Annotated in this window: 12 protein-coding genes and 1 pseudogene; all 13 read right to left on the reverse strand. The window is 67.1% G+C overall.

Translation table 11 applies throughout. The features are described from left to right. Positions 1 to 7 precede the first annotated feature (7 nt). The 13 genes and pseudogenes from LZ586_RS08020 to LZ586_RS08080 all read right to left on the reverse strand — a co-directional run bounded on the left by LZ586_RS08020 (position 8) and on the right by LZ586_RS08080 (position 18,283). Complete coding sequence (locus LZ586_RS08020; RefSeq protein WP_235079361.1) at positions 8 to 1,024, reverse strand: sugar kinase; 1,017 nt, start codon at positions 1,022 to 1,024, stop codon at positions 8 to 10. Next, positions 1,021 to 1,773 carry a 2-dehydro-3-deoxy-D-gluconate 5-dehydrogenase KduD gene (kduD, locus tag LZ586_RS08025; RefSeq protein WP_235079363.1) on the reverse strand — a complete coding sequence of 251 codons (753 nt, stop codon included), beginning with the start codon at positions 1,771 to 1,773 and terminating at the stop codon, positions 1,021 to 1,023. Before kduD ends, LZ586_RS08020 begins: the two co-directional genes overlap by 4 nt. A gap of 149 nt (positions 1,774 to 1,922) precedes the next feature. Beyond that, entirely contained in the window at positions 1,923 to 2,765 is an 843-nt protein-coding gene (gene kduI, locus LZ586_RS08030) for a 5-dehydro-4-deoxy-D-glucuronate isomerase (RefSeq protein WP_235079364.1), read from the reverse strand. A gap of 43 nt (positions 2,766 to 2,808) precedes the next feature. Continuing rightward, positions 2,809 to 4,221: a glucuronate isomerase gene (gene uxaC / locus LZ586_RS08035; RefSeq protein WP_235079366.1), complete on the reverse strand. Its 1,413-nt coding sequence runs from the start codon at positions 4,219 to 4,221 to the stop codon at positions 2,809 to 2,811. A 246-nt stretch (positions 4,222 to 4,467) separates the two neighbouring features. After that, a pseudogene (locus tag LZ586_RS08040) lies at positions 4,468 to 5,775 on the reverse strand (MFS transporter); the annotation flags it as partial. A 16-nt stretch (positions 5,776 to 5,791) separates the two neighbouring features. Then, on the reverse strand, positions 5,792 to 6,604 hold the full coding sequence (locus LZ586_RS08045; protein ID WP_235079367.1) for a 2-keto-4-pentenoate hydratase: 813 nt from the start codon (positions 6,602 to 6,604) through the stop codon (positions 5,792 to 5,794). Positions 6,605 to 6,638: 34 nt separating this feature from the next. Beyond that, positions 6,639 to 8,213, reverse strand: coding sequence for a UxaA family hydrolase (locus tag LZ586_RS08050; protein WP_235079368.1), 1,575 nt, complete (start codon positions 8,211 to 8,213; stop codon positions 6,639 to 6,641). A gap of 115 nt (positions 8,214 to 8,328) precedes the next feature. Continuing rightward, positions 8,329 to 11,214 carry a TonB-dependent receptor gene (locus LZ586_RS08055; RefSeq protein ID WP_235079369.1) on the reverse strand — a complete coding sequence of 962 codons (2,886 nt, stop codon included), beginning with the start codon at positions 11,212 to 11,214 and terminating at the stop codon, positions 8,329 to 8,331. Between the two features lie 70 nt (positions 11,215 to 11,284). Next, positions 11,285 to 12,715, reverse strand: a complete 1,431-nt coding sequence (locus LZ586_RS08060; protein WP_235079371.1) for a glycoside hydrolase family 28 protein — start codon at positions 12,713 to 12,715, stop codon at positions 11,285 to 11,287. A gap of 17 nt (positions 12,716 to 12,732) precedes the next feature. After that, entirely contained in the window at positions 12,733 to 14,181 is a 1,449-nt protein-coding gene (locus LZ586_RS08065) for a Gfo/Idh/MocA family protein (protein WP_235079372.1), read from the reverse strand. 402 nt (positions 14,182 to 14,583) lie between these two features. After that, positions 14,584 to 16,152 (reverse strand): pectate lyase, encoded by a 1,569-nt coding sequence (locus LZ586_RS08070; RefSeq protein ID WP_235079374.1) that lies wholly within the window; start codon positions 16,150 to 16,152, stop codon positions 14,584 to 14,586. After that, entirely contained in the window at positions 16,149 to 17,153 is a 1,005-nt protein-coding gene (locus LZ586_RS08075; protein WP_235079376.1) for an alpha/beta hydrolase, read from the reverse strand. The genes LZ586_RS08070 and LZ586_RS08075 overlap by 4 nt, the downstream gene beginning before the upstream one ends. 317 nt (positions 17,154 to 17,470) lie before the next feature. Further along, on the reverse strand, positions 17,471 to 18,283 hold the full coding sequence (locus LZ586_RS08080) for a glutaminyl-peptide cyclotransferase (RefSeq protein ID WP_235079377.1): 813 nt from the start codon (positions 18,281 to 18,283) through the stop codon (positions 17,471 to 17,473). Between the last annotated feature and the right edge of the window lie 15 nt (positions 18,284 to 18,298).

The raw sequence follows: 18,298 nt of genomic DNA on the forward strand, positions 1-18,298 counted from the left end.
CGGTCGGTCACCGCCGCACGTCCATGCCGCCACTTTCGAAGGCGGCGAGATCGGCGCGGGTGAAGAGGCTCGCATCGCCGGGCAGCGAATGCTTGAGCGCGGTGAGCGCCAGCCCGGAATGCGCCGCCTGTTCGGGATCGCCGCTCTCCAAAAGCCCGTGCAGCACGCCGGCAGCGAAAGCGTCGCCGGCGCCAAGCCGGTCGACGATGCCGGAGATCAGCACCTCAGGCGTCTGGAACCCGCCCCGACGCGTATCGACGCGCGCGGAGACGCGGTGGCTGTCGGCGTCGTCGAGATGCCGGGCTGTCGACGCGATGAGCTGGAGCTTGGGGAAAGCCGCGAAAGCCGCCTCCGCCGCTTCGCGCCGACGGTCCGATCCGTCGCCGGAAAAGGTCTTGCCGAGCAGCAGCGACACGTCGCGGTGGTTGCCGAACAGGATGTCGGCATGGCCGATCAGCTGAGTCAGGATCGAGCGGGGATCGCTGTCCCATGCCTCCCACAGCCGAGCACGATAATTGCCGTCGAACGAGACCGGGATACCCCGTGCGCCCGCAGCCTCTGCCGCCGCGACCGCCGCGGCGGCCGTGTTCGGCCCGATCGCCGGCGTGATACCGGAAAGATGGAGCCGCTGACAGCCGGCAAGCGCCGTATCCCAATCCCACGCGGTCGGCGACCGGTCGGCGAATACCGAATGCGACCGGTCGTAGATCACTTCCGACGCGCGCAGGCCCGCGCCAGGTTGCAGGAAGTAGAGCCCGACGCGGCCCGCTTCCGAGACGATCCCGGAGGTATCCACGCCGCGTCCCCGCAATTCACGCGTGATCGCCGCGCCCATCGGGTTGTCGGCGACCGCAGTGATCATGCGGGTGGCGTGGCCCAATGATGCGAGGCCGGTCGCCACATTGGCTTCGGCCCCGCCGACATGGACCTGGAACTGGTTGGTCTGGAGCAGCAGCTCACGGCCGGGCGGGGAGATGCGAAGCATCACTTCCCCGAAAAAGGCGATCGGGCGGGTATCGGTCATCGTGCGAGCCAGCCGCCGTCGACGGCGAGGATGTGGCCCTGGATATAGTCCGACGCGGAGGAAGCGAGGAAGACCGCGGCGCCGCCCATGTCATCGGGGCTGCCCCAGCGGCCTGCCGGGATGCGCTCCATGATCTGGCGATTGCGGGTCTCGTCTGCCTGGAGCGCGGCGGTGTTGTTGGTGGCGATATAGCCCGGCGCGATCGCGTTGACGTTGATGCCTTTCGCCGCCCACTCGTTGGCGAGCAGCTTAGTCAGCCCGCCAATGCCCGACTTCGACGCCGTGTAGCTCGGCACGCGGATGCCGCCCTGGAAGGTGAGCATCGAGGCGATGTTGATGATCTTGCCGCGACCCTGCGCGACCATGTGGCGGCCCGCTGCCTGGCAGAGGAAGAACACCGACTTGAGATTGGTATCGACCACCGCATCCCAATCCTCTTCGGTGAAATCGAGGCTGTCGCCCCGGCGGATGATGCCGGCATTGTTGACCAGGATGTCGAGCCCGCCGAGCTTATCCACAGCTTCGTCCACAACGCGGCCCACAGGCTCGATGCTGGACAGATCGGCCGAGACGATCTCGGCGCGGCGGCCGAGCGCGCGGACCTTTTCGACGGTCTCCCGCGCGGGGGTGCGGCCGACTGCGGCGATGTCGGCGCCGGCGGCTGCGAGCGCGAGGGCGACGCCTTGGCCGATGCCGGTGTTGGCGCCGGTGACGACCGCGACGCGGCCGGTGAGATCGAAGGGGTTCATTCTGTTTCTCGCTCCCCGCCCTCGCCGCCTGCGCTCCCCTCTCGCTTCACGGGAGGGGTCGGGGGAGGGCCTGAATTTCCAGGAAGGGATCGCCTGCGGCACTCCCCTCCCCCAGCCCCTCCCGCAAAGCGGGAGGGGAGCTAGAAGGCTTACGCCAGCTGGCAGATATCCAGCACGTTCATGTCGGTATAGTCCTGGTTCTCGCCGGCCATCGCCCAGATGAAGGCATAGGATTTGGTGCCCGAGCCCATATGGATCGACCAGGGCGGCGAGATCACCGCTTCGTCGTTCTGCATGACGATGTGGCGGGTGGCGTCGCCCTCACCCATGAAGTGCATGACGCGATCCTTGTCGAGATCGTCGAGCTCGAAGTAGAAATAGATCTCGCTGCGGCGCTCGTGGATGTGCGGGGGCATGGTGTTCCACACCGAGCCCGGCTTGAGCACGGTCAGGCCCATGACGAGCTGGGCGCTGTCGCAGACGCCGGGGATGACGAGCTGGAAGATCGTGCGCTCGTTCGATTCCTCGAGGCTGCCGCGCTCGAGCGCATTGGCGTCGGCGATCGAGAGTTTGCGGGTCTGGAACGCCTTATGCGCGGGGCAGGAGGCGAGGTAGAATTTGGCGCCGTCGCCGGAGAACTGGACGTCCTTGGCGCCCATCGTGACGTAGAGGCAGTCCTTGTTGCCGAGCGTGAAGCTTTCGCCGTCCACCGTCACGGTGCCGTCGACCTTGCCGACATTGACGATCGCGAGCTCGCGGCGCTCGAGGAAGGGGTGGCCGGCGGCGGAGGGCGGCTCGGTCTGGTCGGGGAGCTTGACGGTTCCCGAGACGACCTGGACGCCGCCGATCACGAAGCGGTCGGCATGGGTGTAGTTGAGGACGCATTCGCCTTCACGGAACAGGTCGGTGATGAGGTAGCGGTCGCGCAGCTCTTCGTTGGAGACGCATTCCATCATGTCGGGGTGGGTGGCGTAGTAGGTGCGGTCGAACATGGGGGCTCCTGAAATGACTATCTGGTTGACGCGAAAGAGGGGGTCAGAGGCGGTAGGCCCTTCGGACCAGGCCGCTGGTAAGTTCTTCAATCAATTCAGCGGCTTCCCAGTCCAGCAGGCGCCCTTCGGCGACCAGGCGGGCAAGGAAAGCGGCGTCAACCCGGCGGGCGACGTCGTGGCGCGCAGGAATGGAGAGGAAGGCGCGGGTGTCGTCGTTGAAGCCGACGGTGTTGTAAAAACCCGCGGTTTCGGTCGTATTCTCGCGAAAACGGCGCATTCCCTCAGGTGAATCGTGAAACCACCAGGCCGGGCCGAGCTTGAGGCACGGATAATGCCCGGCCAGCGGCGCGAGTTCGCGGGCATAGGTGCTCTCGTCCAGCGTGAAGAGAATGATCGACAGCTCGGTCGAAGTGCCGAAGCGGTCGAGCAAGGGCTTGAGCGCGGCGACATAGTCGGTGCGCATCGGGATGTCGGCGCCCTTGTCGCGGCCATGGCTGTGGAACAGGCCTTGATTGTGGTTGCGGAAGGAGCCCGGGTGGATCTGCATGACCATGCCGTCCTCGACGCTCATCGCCGCCATCTCGGTCAGCATCTGGGCGCGGAACAGCTCGGCATCGGCCGGGGTCCAGTCGCCGCCGGTGACCTTGCGGAACAAGGCCTCGGCCTCGCCGTGCGACAGGTTGGCGGTGCGCGCGGTGGGGTGGCCGTGATCGGTGGCGGTGGCGCCGGCGGCGCGAAAGTCGGCGCGGCGCTTGCGGTGGGCGGCGAGATACCCGTCCCAGCCATATACGTCCTCGCCGGTCAGTTCGGCGAAGGTGCGCATCGCGCCGACGAACTGCTCATGCTCGACGTCGATCACCGCATCGGGGCGGTAGGTGGTGACCACCCTGCCCGGCCAGCCGCTCGCCTGGATCGCGTGGTGGTGGGAGAGGTCGTCCTGCGGCCCCTCCGTCGTCGCGAGGAAATCGAGGCGGAAGCGGTCGAACAGCGCGCGCGGGCGATAGGCGTCGGTCGCCAGCGCTTCGTTGATGCGGTCATAATAGAGATCGGCCGTGGCGCCTTCGAGCGCGATGTCGAAGCCGAACACCTCGGCAAAGACATGGTCGAGCCACATGCGCGACGGCGTGCCGCGGAACAGGTAATAATGCTCGGCGAAAATGCGCCACGCCGCACGCGGATCGGTCGCCGGCACGCCAGCCTTGCTGGGCACGCGGAGATCGTCGAGCGCGATCCCCTGCGAATAGAGCATGCGATAGATATAATGGTCGGGCGCGAGCAGCAGCTCGGTCGCGTTCGACCAATTGGCATTTGTGGCGAACCAGCGCGGATCAGTGTGCCCGTGCGGGCTGATGATCGGCAGGTCCGCCACCTGCGCGTAGAGCGTGCGCGCGATGCCGCGCGTGCGATCCTCGGCGGGGAAGAGACGGTCCGGATCTAGCGTCAAGGGCTTGGACATGGATGTTCCTTACGCCTCGGCGGGTTCGCGCGTGAGGGTGTTCACAATGATGGCGAGAATGGCCACCGCCGCACAGACGCCGAGCATCGCGTAATAGCTGGGCGGTTGGAAACACGGGGTGGTCGGCCCCATCCACACCGGGATGCAGCCCGCGGTGTTCTTGCCCGAGACCAGGAAGATCAGCGCGCCGACCAGACCGGCGAGGACAGCGACGATCACCGCCCAGGGCGTGGAGCGGCGGAACCGCTCGACCCGCGCCAGCCGTGGCGAGAGCAGGTGTACCGACAGGATGGCGAGGAAATACGCGCCGCCCGCCGCGATGAACATCGGCGCATAGCTGCCCACCCGATCGAGAATGTCGCCCGAATATTTGGAGAACAGCGCGCCGCCGATGGCGCCCATCGTCCCGCCGATGCCGATCACCGCCCCCACTGCGAAGCGCGGGAAGGTGTCCGACGGCAGCGTATAGAGATTGGCCGAGAAGCCCTGGTGCGCGGCGGCAGCGATGCCGATGATCAGCACGCTGGCCCAGAGGTTGGGCACCGAAGTGGCGAACACCACCGGCAGCACGCAGAAGGCGCAGATCAGCATGGTCAGCTTGCGCGCCTTGTTGACGCTCATGCCCGATTTCATCAGCCGGCCCGAGAGCCAGCCGCCGGCGACGCTGCCCACGTCCGAGATCAGGTAGATGCCGCCCAGCGCCAGCGCGGCGGTGGGGGTCGACCAGGTCTTGAGGTCGAGGCCATATTGCGCGCCGAGATAGCCGGGCAGCCAGAACAGGTAGAACCACCAGATCGGATCGATGAAGAACTTGCCGAGCGCGAAGGCCCAGGTCTCACGCTGGGCGAGGAGGCGCAGCCAGAGGCCGGGAGTGCGGACCTCGGGATCGGCGGGGTCCTGGGTGATGTGGGCGAGCTCGGCCGAGCCTACCTTGTGATGGGTGGCGGGATTGTCGCGGTAGAAGACCAGCCAGGCGACCAGCCAGGCCGCGCCGAACACGCCGGTGACGATGAAGGTCATCCGCCAGCCGATCGCCGGGACCAGCGCGAAGCAGAGGAGCGGCGCGGCGATCGCGCCGACATTGGCGCCGGCGTTGAAGATGCCGACCGCGAAGGCGCGTTCCTTTTGCGGGAACCAGGTGGTCACCGATTTCACGCCGGCGGGGAAGTTGCCGGATTCGCCGATGCCCAGCGAGAAGCGGGCGAGCGCGAACTGCGTGACGCTGTACGCGCCGCCATGCGCCATGTGGGCGATCGTCCAGATGACCACGGCGGCGGCATAGCCCAGCCGTGCGCCGATCGCGTCGACCACCTTGCCGAAGCCGAGATAGCCGATCGCATAGGCGACCTGGAACCACACGACGATGTCGGCATAGCTGCGCTCGTCGAGCCCCAATGCGGGGTCGTCCATCATCGTGGGCTTCAGCAGCCCGATCATCTGCCGATCGATATAGTTGATCGCCGTCGCGGCGAACAACAGCGCGACGATCACCCAGCGATAGCGCCCTATCCGCTGGGCCGCATCCGCGACGATCGTATTTCCGGGTCCCGCCATGTCCTCTCCAAACCTTCTATCTTGCTTCAGACCCGGCTTTGCCGGTGATGCTGCAGCGTACCTGGTAGTCGGTGCCGAACCGAGCCTCCACCGCGGCACCGACTGCGACCTGATGGACGCCGGTGACGGCACCCGTTGAGATCCACTGTCCCTTGGCCAGTGGCAAGCCCCGTTGCGCGGCAAGCTCGAACAGGAAGCGTACGGCGCCGAACGGACCGTCGAGCATCCCGCGCGCCGTGCCGGTGCCGGCGACCTCGCCATCGATGGTGAGCGTGATCGGCCAGTCGTGGACGTCAGCGTCGCGCGGGACCGCGGGCCCGATCACCAGGCCGTTATTGTTGCCGAAGTCGGACACGGTGACCGCCGGGCCGTGATCGTTGATCCCGGGAAAGGGCGAGCTGGCGACTTCGATGCCGACATGGATCACGTCGACATGCGCGGCGGCGGCCTCGTTGGTCCAGGCGCGGTCGAAACTCTCGGGCAGGTCGCCGAGGCGCAACAGGAACTCGGCCTCCGCCGCGCCGAACCCGGTGGCGAAGATCGGCATAATGGGCACGTCGCCCGGGCCTGCCGCCTCGACAACGCTGTCTGCGAAGATCGGGCCGGCGAGACGGTTGGCGCCGTGCGCCTCGTCGAGCGGCGACGGGATCTTGCCGACCTTCCACCCGGCGACGCGGCCGCCGAACAAGGCGATGGCGCGCTCCTGGATGCCGTACGCCTGGTCGAGCGTTTCCGGCAGCGCGCCGGGATAGTCAGGCAGGGCGCCGCCGGTCTGGCGCGCATCCACGAATGCCTTGGCGATCCCATCCGCGGCAGCTTGGGCAGTCATGCAGTCTGGTTCCCTTCATGGTTCCTTGGCGTGGTCACAGGGTCACGCCCCGTTTCCACAGCGCGATCTCGCGCTCTTCATTGCGTTCGGCGGCGGTCGGCGTTCCCGAGGCGATCTGCGCGATGCGGGCGAGCAGCGCGTCGGTGGTGGCGTCGAGCCCCTGGTCGAGCACGGCGCCGGCGTCGAAGTCGATCCAGCCGGGCTTGCGCGCGGCGAGCGCCGTGTTGGAGGCGATCTTCACGGTTGGCACCGGGAAGCCGAGCGGCGTGCCGCGGCCGGTGGTGAACAGGATCACGGTGGCGCCGGCGGCCGACAGCGCGGTCGAGGACACCGCGTCGTTGCCGGGGGCTTCGAGCAGGGTCAGGCCGGTGCGGCGCAGGCGCTCGCCATAATGGAGCACGTCGGTGACGGTGGCGTGGCCGCCCTTCTGCACCGCGCCGAGCGACTTTTCCTCGAGCGTGGTGATGCCGCCGGCGATGTTGCCGGGGGACGGGTTCTCCGAGACCGGCTCGCCATGCGCAGTGAAATAGGCCTTGAAGCCGTTCACCAGCCCGACGATGCCGGTGAACACGGCTTCGTCGGCGGCGCGGTCCATCAGCATCTGCTCGGCGCCGAAGATCTCGGGGATCTCGGTGAGCACGGCGGTGCCGCCGGCTTCCGTGACCGCGTCGGCGATGCGGCCGACCAGCGGGTTGGCGGTGAGGCCGCTGAAGCCGTCCGAGCCGCCGCATTTGACGCCTACCACCAGCTTCGAGAGCGGCAGCGGCTCGCGCCGCGCCTGGGCGGCGATCGCGACGAGTTCGTCGATCGCGGCGAGGCCGGCGGCGATCTCGTCGTCCGCGAACTGCGCGGCGACGTGGCGGATGCGCGCGTGGCGCTCGGGCGGGATGGCCGCGAGCAGGCCGTCGAGCTGGTTGTTCTCGCAGCCCAGCCCGACCAGCAGCACACCGCCGGCATTGGGATGGCTGGCGAGCGCGGCGATCATGTCGCGGGTGGCGTGGAGGTCGTCGCCGAGCTGCGAGCAGCCGAACGGGTGGGTGAAGGCATAGACGCCGTCGACCTTGCCGGCATGCTTCGCGTGGGCGGCGGCAGCGATCTTGTGCGCGGTGCGGCCGACGCAGCCGACGCTGGGGAGGACCCAGATCTCGTTGCGAGTGGCGGCGCGGCCGTCTTCGCGGAGATAGCCGTTGAAGGTGAGACCTTCTTCTCCCTCTCTCCGCTCGCGGGGAGAGGGTTGGGGAGAGGGGGATTCTTCTTTAGCCGGATCGCTTGGGGAGAGTTCCCCTCTCCCCGGCCCTCTCCCCTGAAGGGGAGAGGGAGATTGGTTGTACGTGTAGTTGCCGTGGGCACCCAGCGCAGTGGCGACATTGTGGGTGTGGACGTGGTCGCCTTGAGCGATGGCCTGCGTAGCGACGCCGATCGGGAAGCCGAACTTCAGGACCGGGTCGCCTGCCGACACTGCCGCGACCGCCAGTTTGTGGCCGTGGGGGATGTCGTCGCGAAGGACGATTTCGGCGCCTTCCACCGACACGCATTCGCCGGCCGACAGCGCGCGCAGGGCCGTGGCGACGTGGTCGCGAGGGTCGATGCGGTGGGCGGCCTTGGTCATGACGGGTCGTGAACTCGGTACAAGCCACCGCAGGCGGTGGCGAAAGTGAGGCCGGCCGGCACGAATGCCGGCCAGCCCGGAGGCGAGCATCGGCGGCGAGGGGTGCCGCCCATGCTTAGAAGCGGAACCGGACGCCGCCGTAGAACTGGCGGCCGGTGCGGTGGTAAAGCACGACCTGGTTGTCCTGGTCGATGTAGAAGTCCTGCGGCTCGTCGGTGAGGTTGATCGCCTCGACGCTGAGCGAGATGTTCTCGGTGAGCTTGAGCGAGGCCGAGGCGTCGAAGTTGAGCGTTTCGTTGACGCCCTCCTCGGTGCTCTGCTCGCGGGCGCCGCCGGCAAAGGCAGTCAGATAGCCCGAGCGGTAGGTGACCGAGCCGCGCAGGCTGAACACCTTGTCCTCATAGAACAGCGTGCCGTTGGCGGACTTTTCGGACAAATTGGTCAGCGGGCCGACGATAGGGGGCGCGTTGCCGCCGCCATAGCCGGGATAGCTGAGCTCGGCCTTCACCTGGGTGTAGTTGGCGAGAAGGCCCATATTGGCGAGGAAGCCCGGCAGGAAGGTCAGCTGGTGCTGATAATTGACTTCGAAGCCGCGCAGGGTGCCGCCCTGCCCGTTCACCGTGCGGGTGTAGTTGAAGATGTCGGTGGGCGCGACGCCGGTGCCGGTGAGCAGATCGGCGGGCAGGCCGAGCTCGGTGAAGGGCACCTGGACGGTGACGCTGGTGCCCGACAGCGTGCTGATCCGCTTTTCGAAATAGCCGAGCGAGATCAGCGAACCCTTGGAGAAATACCATTCGGCCGACGCGTCGATGTTGGTCGCCTCGGTTGGGTCGAGATACGGGTTGCCGGTCGAATAGCCGCGGTTCGAGGCCTGGGCAGTGAACGAGCCGCCGGGCGACAGCGTGCCGAGGCCCGGGCGGGTGATCACCTTGGCCACGCCGAAGCGCAGCAGGAACTCGGGGGTGATTTCGCCGACCAAATTGAACGAGGGCAGCCAATAGTCATAGTCGCGCTCGACCTCGAGCCGCTCGATCCCGCCATTGACCGCGGCGTATCCGCCCGAATTCTGGTGGGTGGTGACGTAGCGCATGCCGGCGTCGCCGCGCAGGGTCATGCCGCTGCCCAGGGGAATGGTGAAGTTCGCCTGGAAGAAGGCGGCCTTTTCGGTTTCCTCGACATCGACGAAGGACGAGCGCGCGTTGGTGTTCTCGACCCCGCCCAAGCGGAAGTCGACATTGGTGCCGTTGATGTTCTGGACGCAGTTGCAATAGATGCCGAGCGTGTCGACGAAGGCGCCGAAGTTCGGGATGATGTAGCCGCCGCCGCGCGAAGGATCGCCGGTGACGCCGTCGAGCACGGTAGTGAGGCTGGCGACCTGCGTGGCGGTGAGCGTCGGCACCTGGGTCTCGGCGACCAGGCGGCGCTGCTCGCTGCCGCTATAGCTGAACTTGCGCCACTCGAGGCCGCCCTTGAAGGTGAGCGAATCCGGCACGACGTCCCAGTCGAGCATCGCCTTGCCGGTGCGGTATTTGTTGCTGGCGGCCTGGGGGCGGATGCGGATGTCCGACGAGCCGTTGATCATCGACCAGCTTGCCGCGCTGGCGACGTCGAAGCCCCAGTTCATCACCGGCTCGCGGTCGTTGTCGCGATAATCCCAGGAGAAGCCGTCCGAGTTCAGGCGATCGAGGGTGATTGTGGTCTGGATCGGGTTCTTGAAGTCCGACTTGGCATAGCCGCCATAGAGCGTGCCGCGCAGGCGATCCGAGAACTCCTGCGTGAGCGTGCCGGTATATTGCTGGAACTCGGTCTCCAGCTTGTCCATGCGCGATTCGACCCGCATGTCGACATCGTCGAACACGCCGTAGACGAGTTCGTTCTGGTCGTTGACTTCGCCGTCGCGGATGATCGTCTGGGGCTTGCCGGTGGCGCCGGTGCGGCTGAACGAGATCGCCTCGAGATAATTCTCGGTGCGGGTGGTCTTGGAGTTGGAATAGAGCCCGTCGAAGGTGAGCAAGGTGGTTTCGCTCGGGCGGAACTGGAGCGAGCCGGTGACGCCGAGGCGCTTGAGATCATACTGCCAGGTGTCGTAGCGCGGGATGCGCGGGTGGTAGATCAGGTCGTCCCAGTTGCTGCCGTTGTTGGCGGGCGTGCGGTTGATCTGCGCTAGCGTGTAGCCGGGCAGCGTCGAGGCGGCGTTGAACCCGCCGTTGACGCCGGTGGGGTTCCAGCGGACGGTGGAGTGGCCTTCTTCGCGGACCTTGCGCTCCGAATAGGCGGCGGAAAGCAGGGCGCCGACGGTTTCGCCGTCATTATGCCAGCTGAGCAGCCCGGCGACGCGCGGCGTGACCTTCCTGGCCAGATCGTTCCAGCCGGCCTGGGCCGAGGCCGCGACGACGAAATTGTCCTTGTAATCGAACGGGCGCGCGGTCTGGAGATCGACGGTGGCGCCGAGCGAGCCTTCCTCGATGTCGGCCGAGGCGGTCTTGCGCACGGTGATCGAGTTGAACAGTTCGGAGGCGAAGACGTTGAAGTCGAAGCCGCGGCCGCGGTTGACGCCGCCGCCGGCGTCCGAGCTGCCGGTGGTCGCGATCGCTTCCATGCCGTTGATGCGGACGCGGGTGAAAGTGGGGCCGAGGCCGCGGACCGAGATGCTGCGACCCTCGCCACCGTCGCGGGCGATGGCGACGCCGGGGACGCGCTGGATCGATTCGGCCAGGTTGTTGTCGGGGAATTTGGCGATGTCATCGGCCTTGATGACGTCGACCACGCCCGAGGCCAGGCGCTTGTCGGTCAGCGCGGCGCTGATGCTTTCGCGGAAGCCGGTGACGACGATCTCGTCCCCCTCGGCCGCGCCGGCGACGGGCGTGGCGTCCTGCGGCTGCGGATCGTTGACCGCGGCCGGCGGCACGTCCTGCGCGGATGCGGCGGCGGGGAAGAGCCCGGCAAGCGACAGCGCCAGTACCGAAACCCCTGCCCTGCTGGTGTGGAACCCTTTCGTCATTTCAGACCTCCTCTCGAAACACCCCCTCCCTGTTTGCCGGGATGGTGGGCTGACCTGCATGCTACCGGTGTCAGCTTAGCGCGTCAACGCCTGCCACGGGCTTGCCGTTGACGCGGACATTGTCGAGGCGGAGCCCCTGGGTATGGCGGACGATGCTCGGCTGGGTGACGCCGTCGAAGCTGCAATCGCGAAGCGTGATGCCGGTGACCGGCGCGCCGGGAAGCCCCTGGCTGTCGATCACGCGCAGCGCATTGGCGGCACGCAGCCGCTCGACCACGACGTTGCGCAGCTTGGGCACGAAGCGGCCCTTGGCGCCCTCTTCATAATTGAAGTCGCACGTGATCGCAGCGCGGCTGACCTGGCCGACCTGGATGTCGCGATAATAGAAATTCTCGAGCAGCCCGCCACGCAGCGCGTTGTTCTTGAAGCGGATCGCATACCAGAGATCGGGGCTGTCCATCACGCAGCGTTCGGCGAATATCCAGCGCGCGCCGCCCGAGATCTGCGAGCCCACGACGACGCCGCCATGGCCTTCCTTCATCCGGCAATCGCGGATCAGGATGTTCTGCGCCGGCTTGGCGAGGCGGCGGCCATCCTCGTTGCGGCCCGAATTGACGGCGATGCAATCGTCGCCGGTATCGAAGGTGCAGCCTTCGATCAGCGCGCCGTCGACCGATTCGGGATCGCAGCCGTCATTGTTCGGGCCATGGCCGAGCACGTCGACGCCCCGGACGATCAGATTGCGGCACAGCACGGGATGGATCTGCCAGAAAGGCGAGCCGCGCAGCTTGACGCCTTCGATCAGGACATTGTCGCAGTCATAGGGCTGGACGAAAGCGGGGCGGAGGAAGTGGCCGTCGCCGAAGACGCGCTTTTCGACCGGCACGCGATCCTCGGCCATCTGGAACAGCACCGCTCGGCTCTTGCGCTGGTCGGGCATGCCCTCTTTCCAGCCATGGTTCGCCGTGCCGCCCCAAGGGCCCTTCCACGCCCACCAATGCTGCGCGCTGCCCTGGCCGTCGAGCGTGCCCGAGCCGGTGATCGCGATATTCCGCTGGCGATAGGCATAGACGAAGGGCGAATAGTTCATGAGCTCGATCCCCTCCCACCGCGTGAACACGATGGGATAATCGGCGGGGTTGGTGCTGAAGAGGAGCGTGGCGCCTTCGGAAAGATGGAGGTTCACGTTCGACTTCAAATGCACCGCGCCGGTGAGGAAGCGGCCGGCAGGGATGACCACCCTGCCCCCGCCCGCCTTGGTGCACGCCTCGATCGCGCGGGCGATCGCCTGGGTGTTGAGGGTAGTGCCATCGCCGCGTGCGCCGAATTGCGTGATGGCAAAGTCCCGGGCCGGAAAGCTGGGGGCGCGCGCGTTGCGGGCGATGTCGGCGGCGCGTGCCCAGGGGGCCGCGGGTGCGGCGAGCGCGCCGGGCGTGATGGCGGCGGCGGTGCCGAGGCCGGCATAGCGCAGCAGGTCGCGGCGGGAGGGCTGGATCAGCATGGCAGGTTCTTCCCGGATCAGGCGTGAGTCATGCGCGGCGGCATGGGAACGGGATCGGCGCGAGTCGGCATTGCCGGCAGGTTCGGGCGGTCGAGCCCGGTGACGAGATCGGCGATCTTCACCGGCATGCCGGTGCGGAAGCACTGGTTGGCGGCGATGCCGATCAATGCCGATGCGGCGCCGCCGCGCTGATCGGCGGCGCGCATAGTTGGATCGGGCGCGGGCGTGCCGAAGATGTCGTTGAGCATCACTGCGTCACCGCCCGAATGGCTGCCGGCGCCGGTGCGCGGCGTGATCTCGCCAGGCTGGCCGCGCAACGGGATGATGCGGGTGGTGGCGCGGTCAGGGGCTTCGTCGGCGTTGTTGGCGCCGGCAGTGCCGCCGGATTCGACCAACGAATGCTCCAGCCGGCCTTTCGTACCGTTGAAGGCGACGTGATAGCCTTCCCAGGCATTGCAGGCGTTGAGCGAATAGCTGAGCGTCGCGCCGGTATCGTAGCCGACGACGACGTTCATCGTGTCCTCGATGCTGATCTCTTCGCGCCACACGCACTGGTCGCGGTGGTAGCCGTCATAGCGCTCGTTATCGAGGTAGAGCGCCTTGAGCCCAGCGTCGGCGGCGATGTCGAGATAGAAGCTGCACTTCGCCTTTTCGGGGCAGGTCAGGCAGCGCTGGTGCGGGCCCTGGAGGCCGAGGCGCCGGGCCATGGCGGGGGTGTAGAATTCGCGCTTGCCGACCGCGGTGACGCTGACCGGCATCGCCGAGAGCCACCAGTTGACCAGGTCGAAATGGTGGGTGGCCTTGTGGACCATCAGCCCGCCCGACATCGCCTTGTTCGAATGCCAGCGGCGGAAATAATCGGCGCCGTGCACGGTGTTGAGCAGCCAGGAGAAGTCGACCGAGAGCACGTCGCCGATCTCGCCGGCCATCAGCAGCTCCTTCACCTGGGTGCGGAACGGCGAGTAGCGATAGTTGAAGGTGACGCGGACCTGGCGGCCGTTGCGGCGGCAGGCGTCGAGGATACGCTGCGCCTTGGACGCGTCGGTGGTCATCGGCTTTTCGGTGATGACGTCGAGGCCGGCTTCGAGGCCGCGGACGATATAGTCGTCGTGGAGCGCATCGGGCACGGTGACGATGAGGCCGTCGAGATTGCCCTCGCGGACCATCTTGTCGAAGTCGGTGTGGAGGTAGCTTGCCGGGGCCTTGGCGCCGGCCTGGCGGGCGCGGCGGGCGACATAGGCGGCGCGGCCCGGGTTGGTGTCGCAGATCGCGACGAGTTCGGCGGTATCCTTGTGCGGGCCCCAGATCGCGTCCTGGTACATGCGCGAGCGGCTGCCGACGCCGACGATGGCATAGCGCTTGCGGGTGGCGGCGGCCTGGACGCCGATGGGCGCGGCCATGGCGGCGGCGCCTGCGACGACTGTGGCCATCAGGCCGCGACGGTCGATCCCGTTGCCTTCGTGCATATCGCTCTCCTGCTTGGGTCCCGCGGCTTCGTGGCTGCGTGTGACACCGGTATCTAAGGTGTCTCGGTTTTGATTTGGGATCAAGGGGTTTTGGTTCACGCGAAGGCGCGAAGGTCGCGAAGAGATTGTAGAAGAAGAGAGGGGTTCACGCGGAGGCGCGGAGGCGCAGAGGGGTTCGGCCGCCGCGTCAGCGGCAGGAGACTCGACCGCGCAGCTTTATGGGCCGCTGACGCGGCGGGAGGCGGCGCCCCAGGCACTTGTCTCTGCGCCTCTGCGCGAACCTCTTCCTTCTTCGCGCCTTTGCGCCTTCGCGTGAGATGGGAGGGGCCGGAGTCGAGAGTTCGTTGCACTTCCCCCTCTCCCCAGCCCTCTCCCCGCCAGCGGGGAGAGGGAGAAGAAGGGTTAGCGCCTTTCTGCCTCCAGCGCTTTGATCAGGGCGGACATGTTGGCGATGTAGTGGGCCAGGCTGATGCCTTCGACCGGGTGTTCGGCGAGGTAGGGGGAGGTGTCGCTGGCGTCGCCGACGCGGGTGGTGCGGAAGTCGCCGGGGGCCGGAGTGGGCGAGCCGGGGCCGATATAGGGGTTGCTGGTGGCGGTGAGCTTGGCGGGCCACCAGCCTTCGCGGTTGAGGGTGCGGATGATGTCGCGCGGGGTGGTCGGGCCCGAGGCGTTGAGGTCGGAGCCGGCGTCGAGTTCGGTCACCCAGTAGCGCGGCAGCGGCACGGCTTCGCGCGCGTGGAGCGGCGATTTTGCGGCGAGCTGGGCGCCGGGGGTGGCCTTCAGCGCTTCGTATTCGCGGCGGAGCTTCGCCACGTCGATGGCGCGGAAGCTGGAATAATGGCCGAGCGTCGCCTGCGGGTCGTGGTCCCAATAATACGCGCCGTTGACGACGTTCGAGCCGCGGCGGTGGATGTAGAGCGGCTGATTGGTGCCCAGTTCGATGAAGGTCGGGAAGGCGCGGTTGTTCTTCACCTGATCGGCGGGGAGGCGGACGCTTTCGAGCCAGTCGAGCGCTTCGGGGATGCGCGCGAGGAACTTGGTGTCGCCGGTCATCCGGTAGAAGCTCATCAGCGCGCGAAGATTGTCGGCCGTGGTGTGCGTCGCCAGCGCCTTGGGCTCGTAGGTCCGCGCGCCGGCGGGCTGGAGGTCGGGGGTATATTGCAGCGCCCAGCCGGGCTGGGGCTGACCCTGCTGCGTGACCAGGAAGACGTTCATCGCGCGGTTGACCGCGTCGAGCACGCGGCGGTCGCCGAGCGCCTGGTAGCACATCACGAGGAACTTGATATTCTCCGAGGCGACATCGTCGTTGAAGGTGATGTAGCTTTGGTATTCGGGATAGCGCGGGTCATAGGGCCAGCGCTGCGGCCAGCCGCCGATCGGATATTGGCTGTCGAGGACGAAGGAGATCGCCTTGTCGAGCGCGGGGCGGTATTTGGGATCGCGCTTCTCGACATAGAGGCGCAGCAGGAACTGCATCGCTTCGGACGAGCCGGCATCGTCGAAGGTCGCATTGTCGGAATAATGCTGGAATTCCTCCATCCGCCAGGCGTTCTTGCCGACGGTTTCGTACCAGTCCTTGGTCGCTTCCTCGCCGGCGAAATCGACGAAATAGTTCCAGCCGCCCGAACGATGCTGGCCCCAGATCAGCGCGCCGGCGACCTTTTCGGCGGCCTGGTAATAATAATCGTCGCCCGTGGCGTGATACGCGTCGAGATAGACATTGCCCATCGTCGCAGTGCCGGGGGGCTGGATCCAGATCATCGACGGGCGCGCCTCGATCTCGCCCCAGCGGCGCGAACCGTCCGGGAGATAGGCCCAGACATAGCCGCCATTGGTGGCGAGCTTTTCCACCATGAAGCTGGTGGCGCGGCGCATCGTGCGCTCGATCTCGGGACGGGTCTGGGCCTGGGCGGCGGGGGTGCCGGCAAGGAGCAGGAGCGCGGCGGCGGCGGTGCGGAGGATGGATTTCACGTGGTGATCCCGGTTTGGCGGAGCCAGTGGAGGAAGAGGTCGGGCCAATGCTCGACGCTTTTGCCCCGGGCGAGGCGCAGGCCGAAGCCGTGCCCGCCATCGGGGTAGAGATGGGTCTGGGTGGCGATGTTCTGCGCGCGCAGGCCCTCGCGGAGCATCAGGGTGTTGGCGACGGGCACCGAGGCGTCGTCCTCGGCATGGAGGAGGAAGCAGGGCGGCGCGTTCGCCGGCACATGGAGGTGCGGCGAATAGGCGCGCTCGGTCGCTGCCGTCGGGTTTTCGCCGAGCAGGTTCTTCCGCGAGCCCATATGCGCGGCGGGGGCGGCCATCGCGATGACCGGGTAGATCGGCGCGGCGGCATCGGGACGCGCGGAGAGCCGGTCGGCGGCGTCTCGCGGGGCATAGACTTGCGCATCGAAGCGGGTGAGCAGGCTGGCGCAGACATGGCCGCCGGCGGAGAAGCCCGTTGCCGCGACGCGGGCCGGATCGACGTGGTAGCGCGGGGCGTGGTGGCGGATGAGGCGGAGCGCGCGCTGCGCGTCGGCGAGCGGCACGTCGGCGCCGTTCGCCCAGCCCTGATGTGGCAGGCGATAGAAAAGGACGAAGGCGGTGATGCCCTGCGCGGCGAGCAGGCGGGCCATTTCATAGCCCTCCTTGTCGACGACGACCCAGCTATAGCCGCCGCCCGGCGTGATCAGGACCGCGGCGCCATTGGGGCTCTTCGGGCGGAACACGGCCATGCGCGGGCGGGTGATGCCGGTGACGAAGCGGTCGTTATAGGCCGGGTCCTTGCTGCGCTCGGTAGTGACTTCGCTCTGGGGCGAGTTGGGGACCGGGGGCGTGGGCCAGAGGTCGATCGTCTCGGTGGAATCGGCGAGGGTCAGCGGGCGGGCGCCCTGCCCTGCGGCTGGCGGCGCGGTCTGGGCGAGTGCGTGCGGCGCGACGCCCGCGACTGCCAGGCCGGCGAGCAGCGCGGTTCTTCGATCCATGTCCTTGTGCATCCCGCTCTCCTGTGACGCGCCTCTGTGGACGCTGACACCGGTGCCAAGCTGCCTTGGTTTTCCCGTTGGATCAAGCGGGTAGTTTGATTCACGCGAAGGCGCGAAGTGCGCGAAGGGTAGAAGAAGGTAGAGGTTCGCGCAGAGGCGCGGAGGCGCAGAGAGAAGGGCTTGCGGTGCGGTCGGGAGACTATCGCACACACTCGGCTTTGGAGACGCGCCAAGATTTCTGCCGCTGCGCGGCTTCTTCTGCTCTCTGCGCCTCTGCGCCTCTGCGCGAACCTCTTCTTCGCGAGCTTCGCGCCTTCGCGTGAACCGAATCAGCGCGTGCAGGACATCAGGGTCTGGGCGTCCTGCGAGTCGACCTTGCTCCCCTGCTTCACCTGGTAGAGTTGGGGCCAGCGCTTGCCGGTGACGAACAGGCGCTTGGCCTTGGCGTCATAGGCGATGCCGTTGGCGACGTCGTCGATGCCGCGGGTCTGGGGGCCGAGCGCGCCGACGTCGAGGAAGCTCTGGACGTGGCCGGTCTTGGGATCGATGCGCGCGACGAGGTTGGTCTGCCAGATATTGGCGTAGATCTGGCCGTCGATCCATTCGAGCTCGTTGAGCTTGGCGACCGGGCAGCCATTGGCAGTGACGGCGAGCGTGCTCTTGGGCGCCAGCGTCTCGGGATCGAGGAAGCGCAGGGTCGAGGTGCCGTCGCTCAGGATGATCGACTCGCCATTCTGAGTCATGCCCCAGCCCTCGCCGGTGTAGGAGAAGTTGCCGCGCGGGGCGAGATCGTCGAGGCCGTAGATGAAGCCGGCCTGGTCCTTCCAGGTGACCTGGTAGAGCCGATCCTTCCAGGCGACGATGCCTTCGCCGAAATAAGGCGAGGGAAGCTGGTCTTCCTGCAGGACCTCGCCGGTTTCTAACTTCACCTTGCGAATGCCCGAGCTGCCTTCCTCGCCGGTGCCCTCGTAGAGCAAGCCGTTGTGGAAGAAGAGGCCTTCGGTGAAGGCCTGCGGATCGTGCTTGAAGGTGGCGACGGTCTCGACGCCGTAGACGGGAACGCCGCCGGGGGTGCGGGCGAACAGGAACCAGCCTGCGCCGAGGAGCACGAGAGCGGCGAGCACGAGGAGGATGCGCTTCATGCCAGCGGCTTAGGC

The organism is Sphingomonas sp. S2-65 (assembly GCF_021513175.1).
Lineage (GTDB): Bacteria > Pseudomonadota > Alphaproteobacteria > Sphingomonadales > Sphingomonadaceae > Sphingomonas.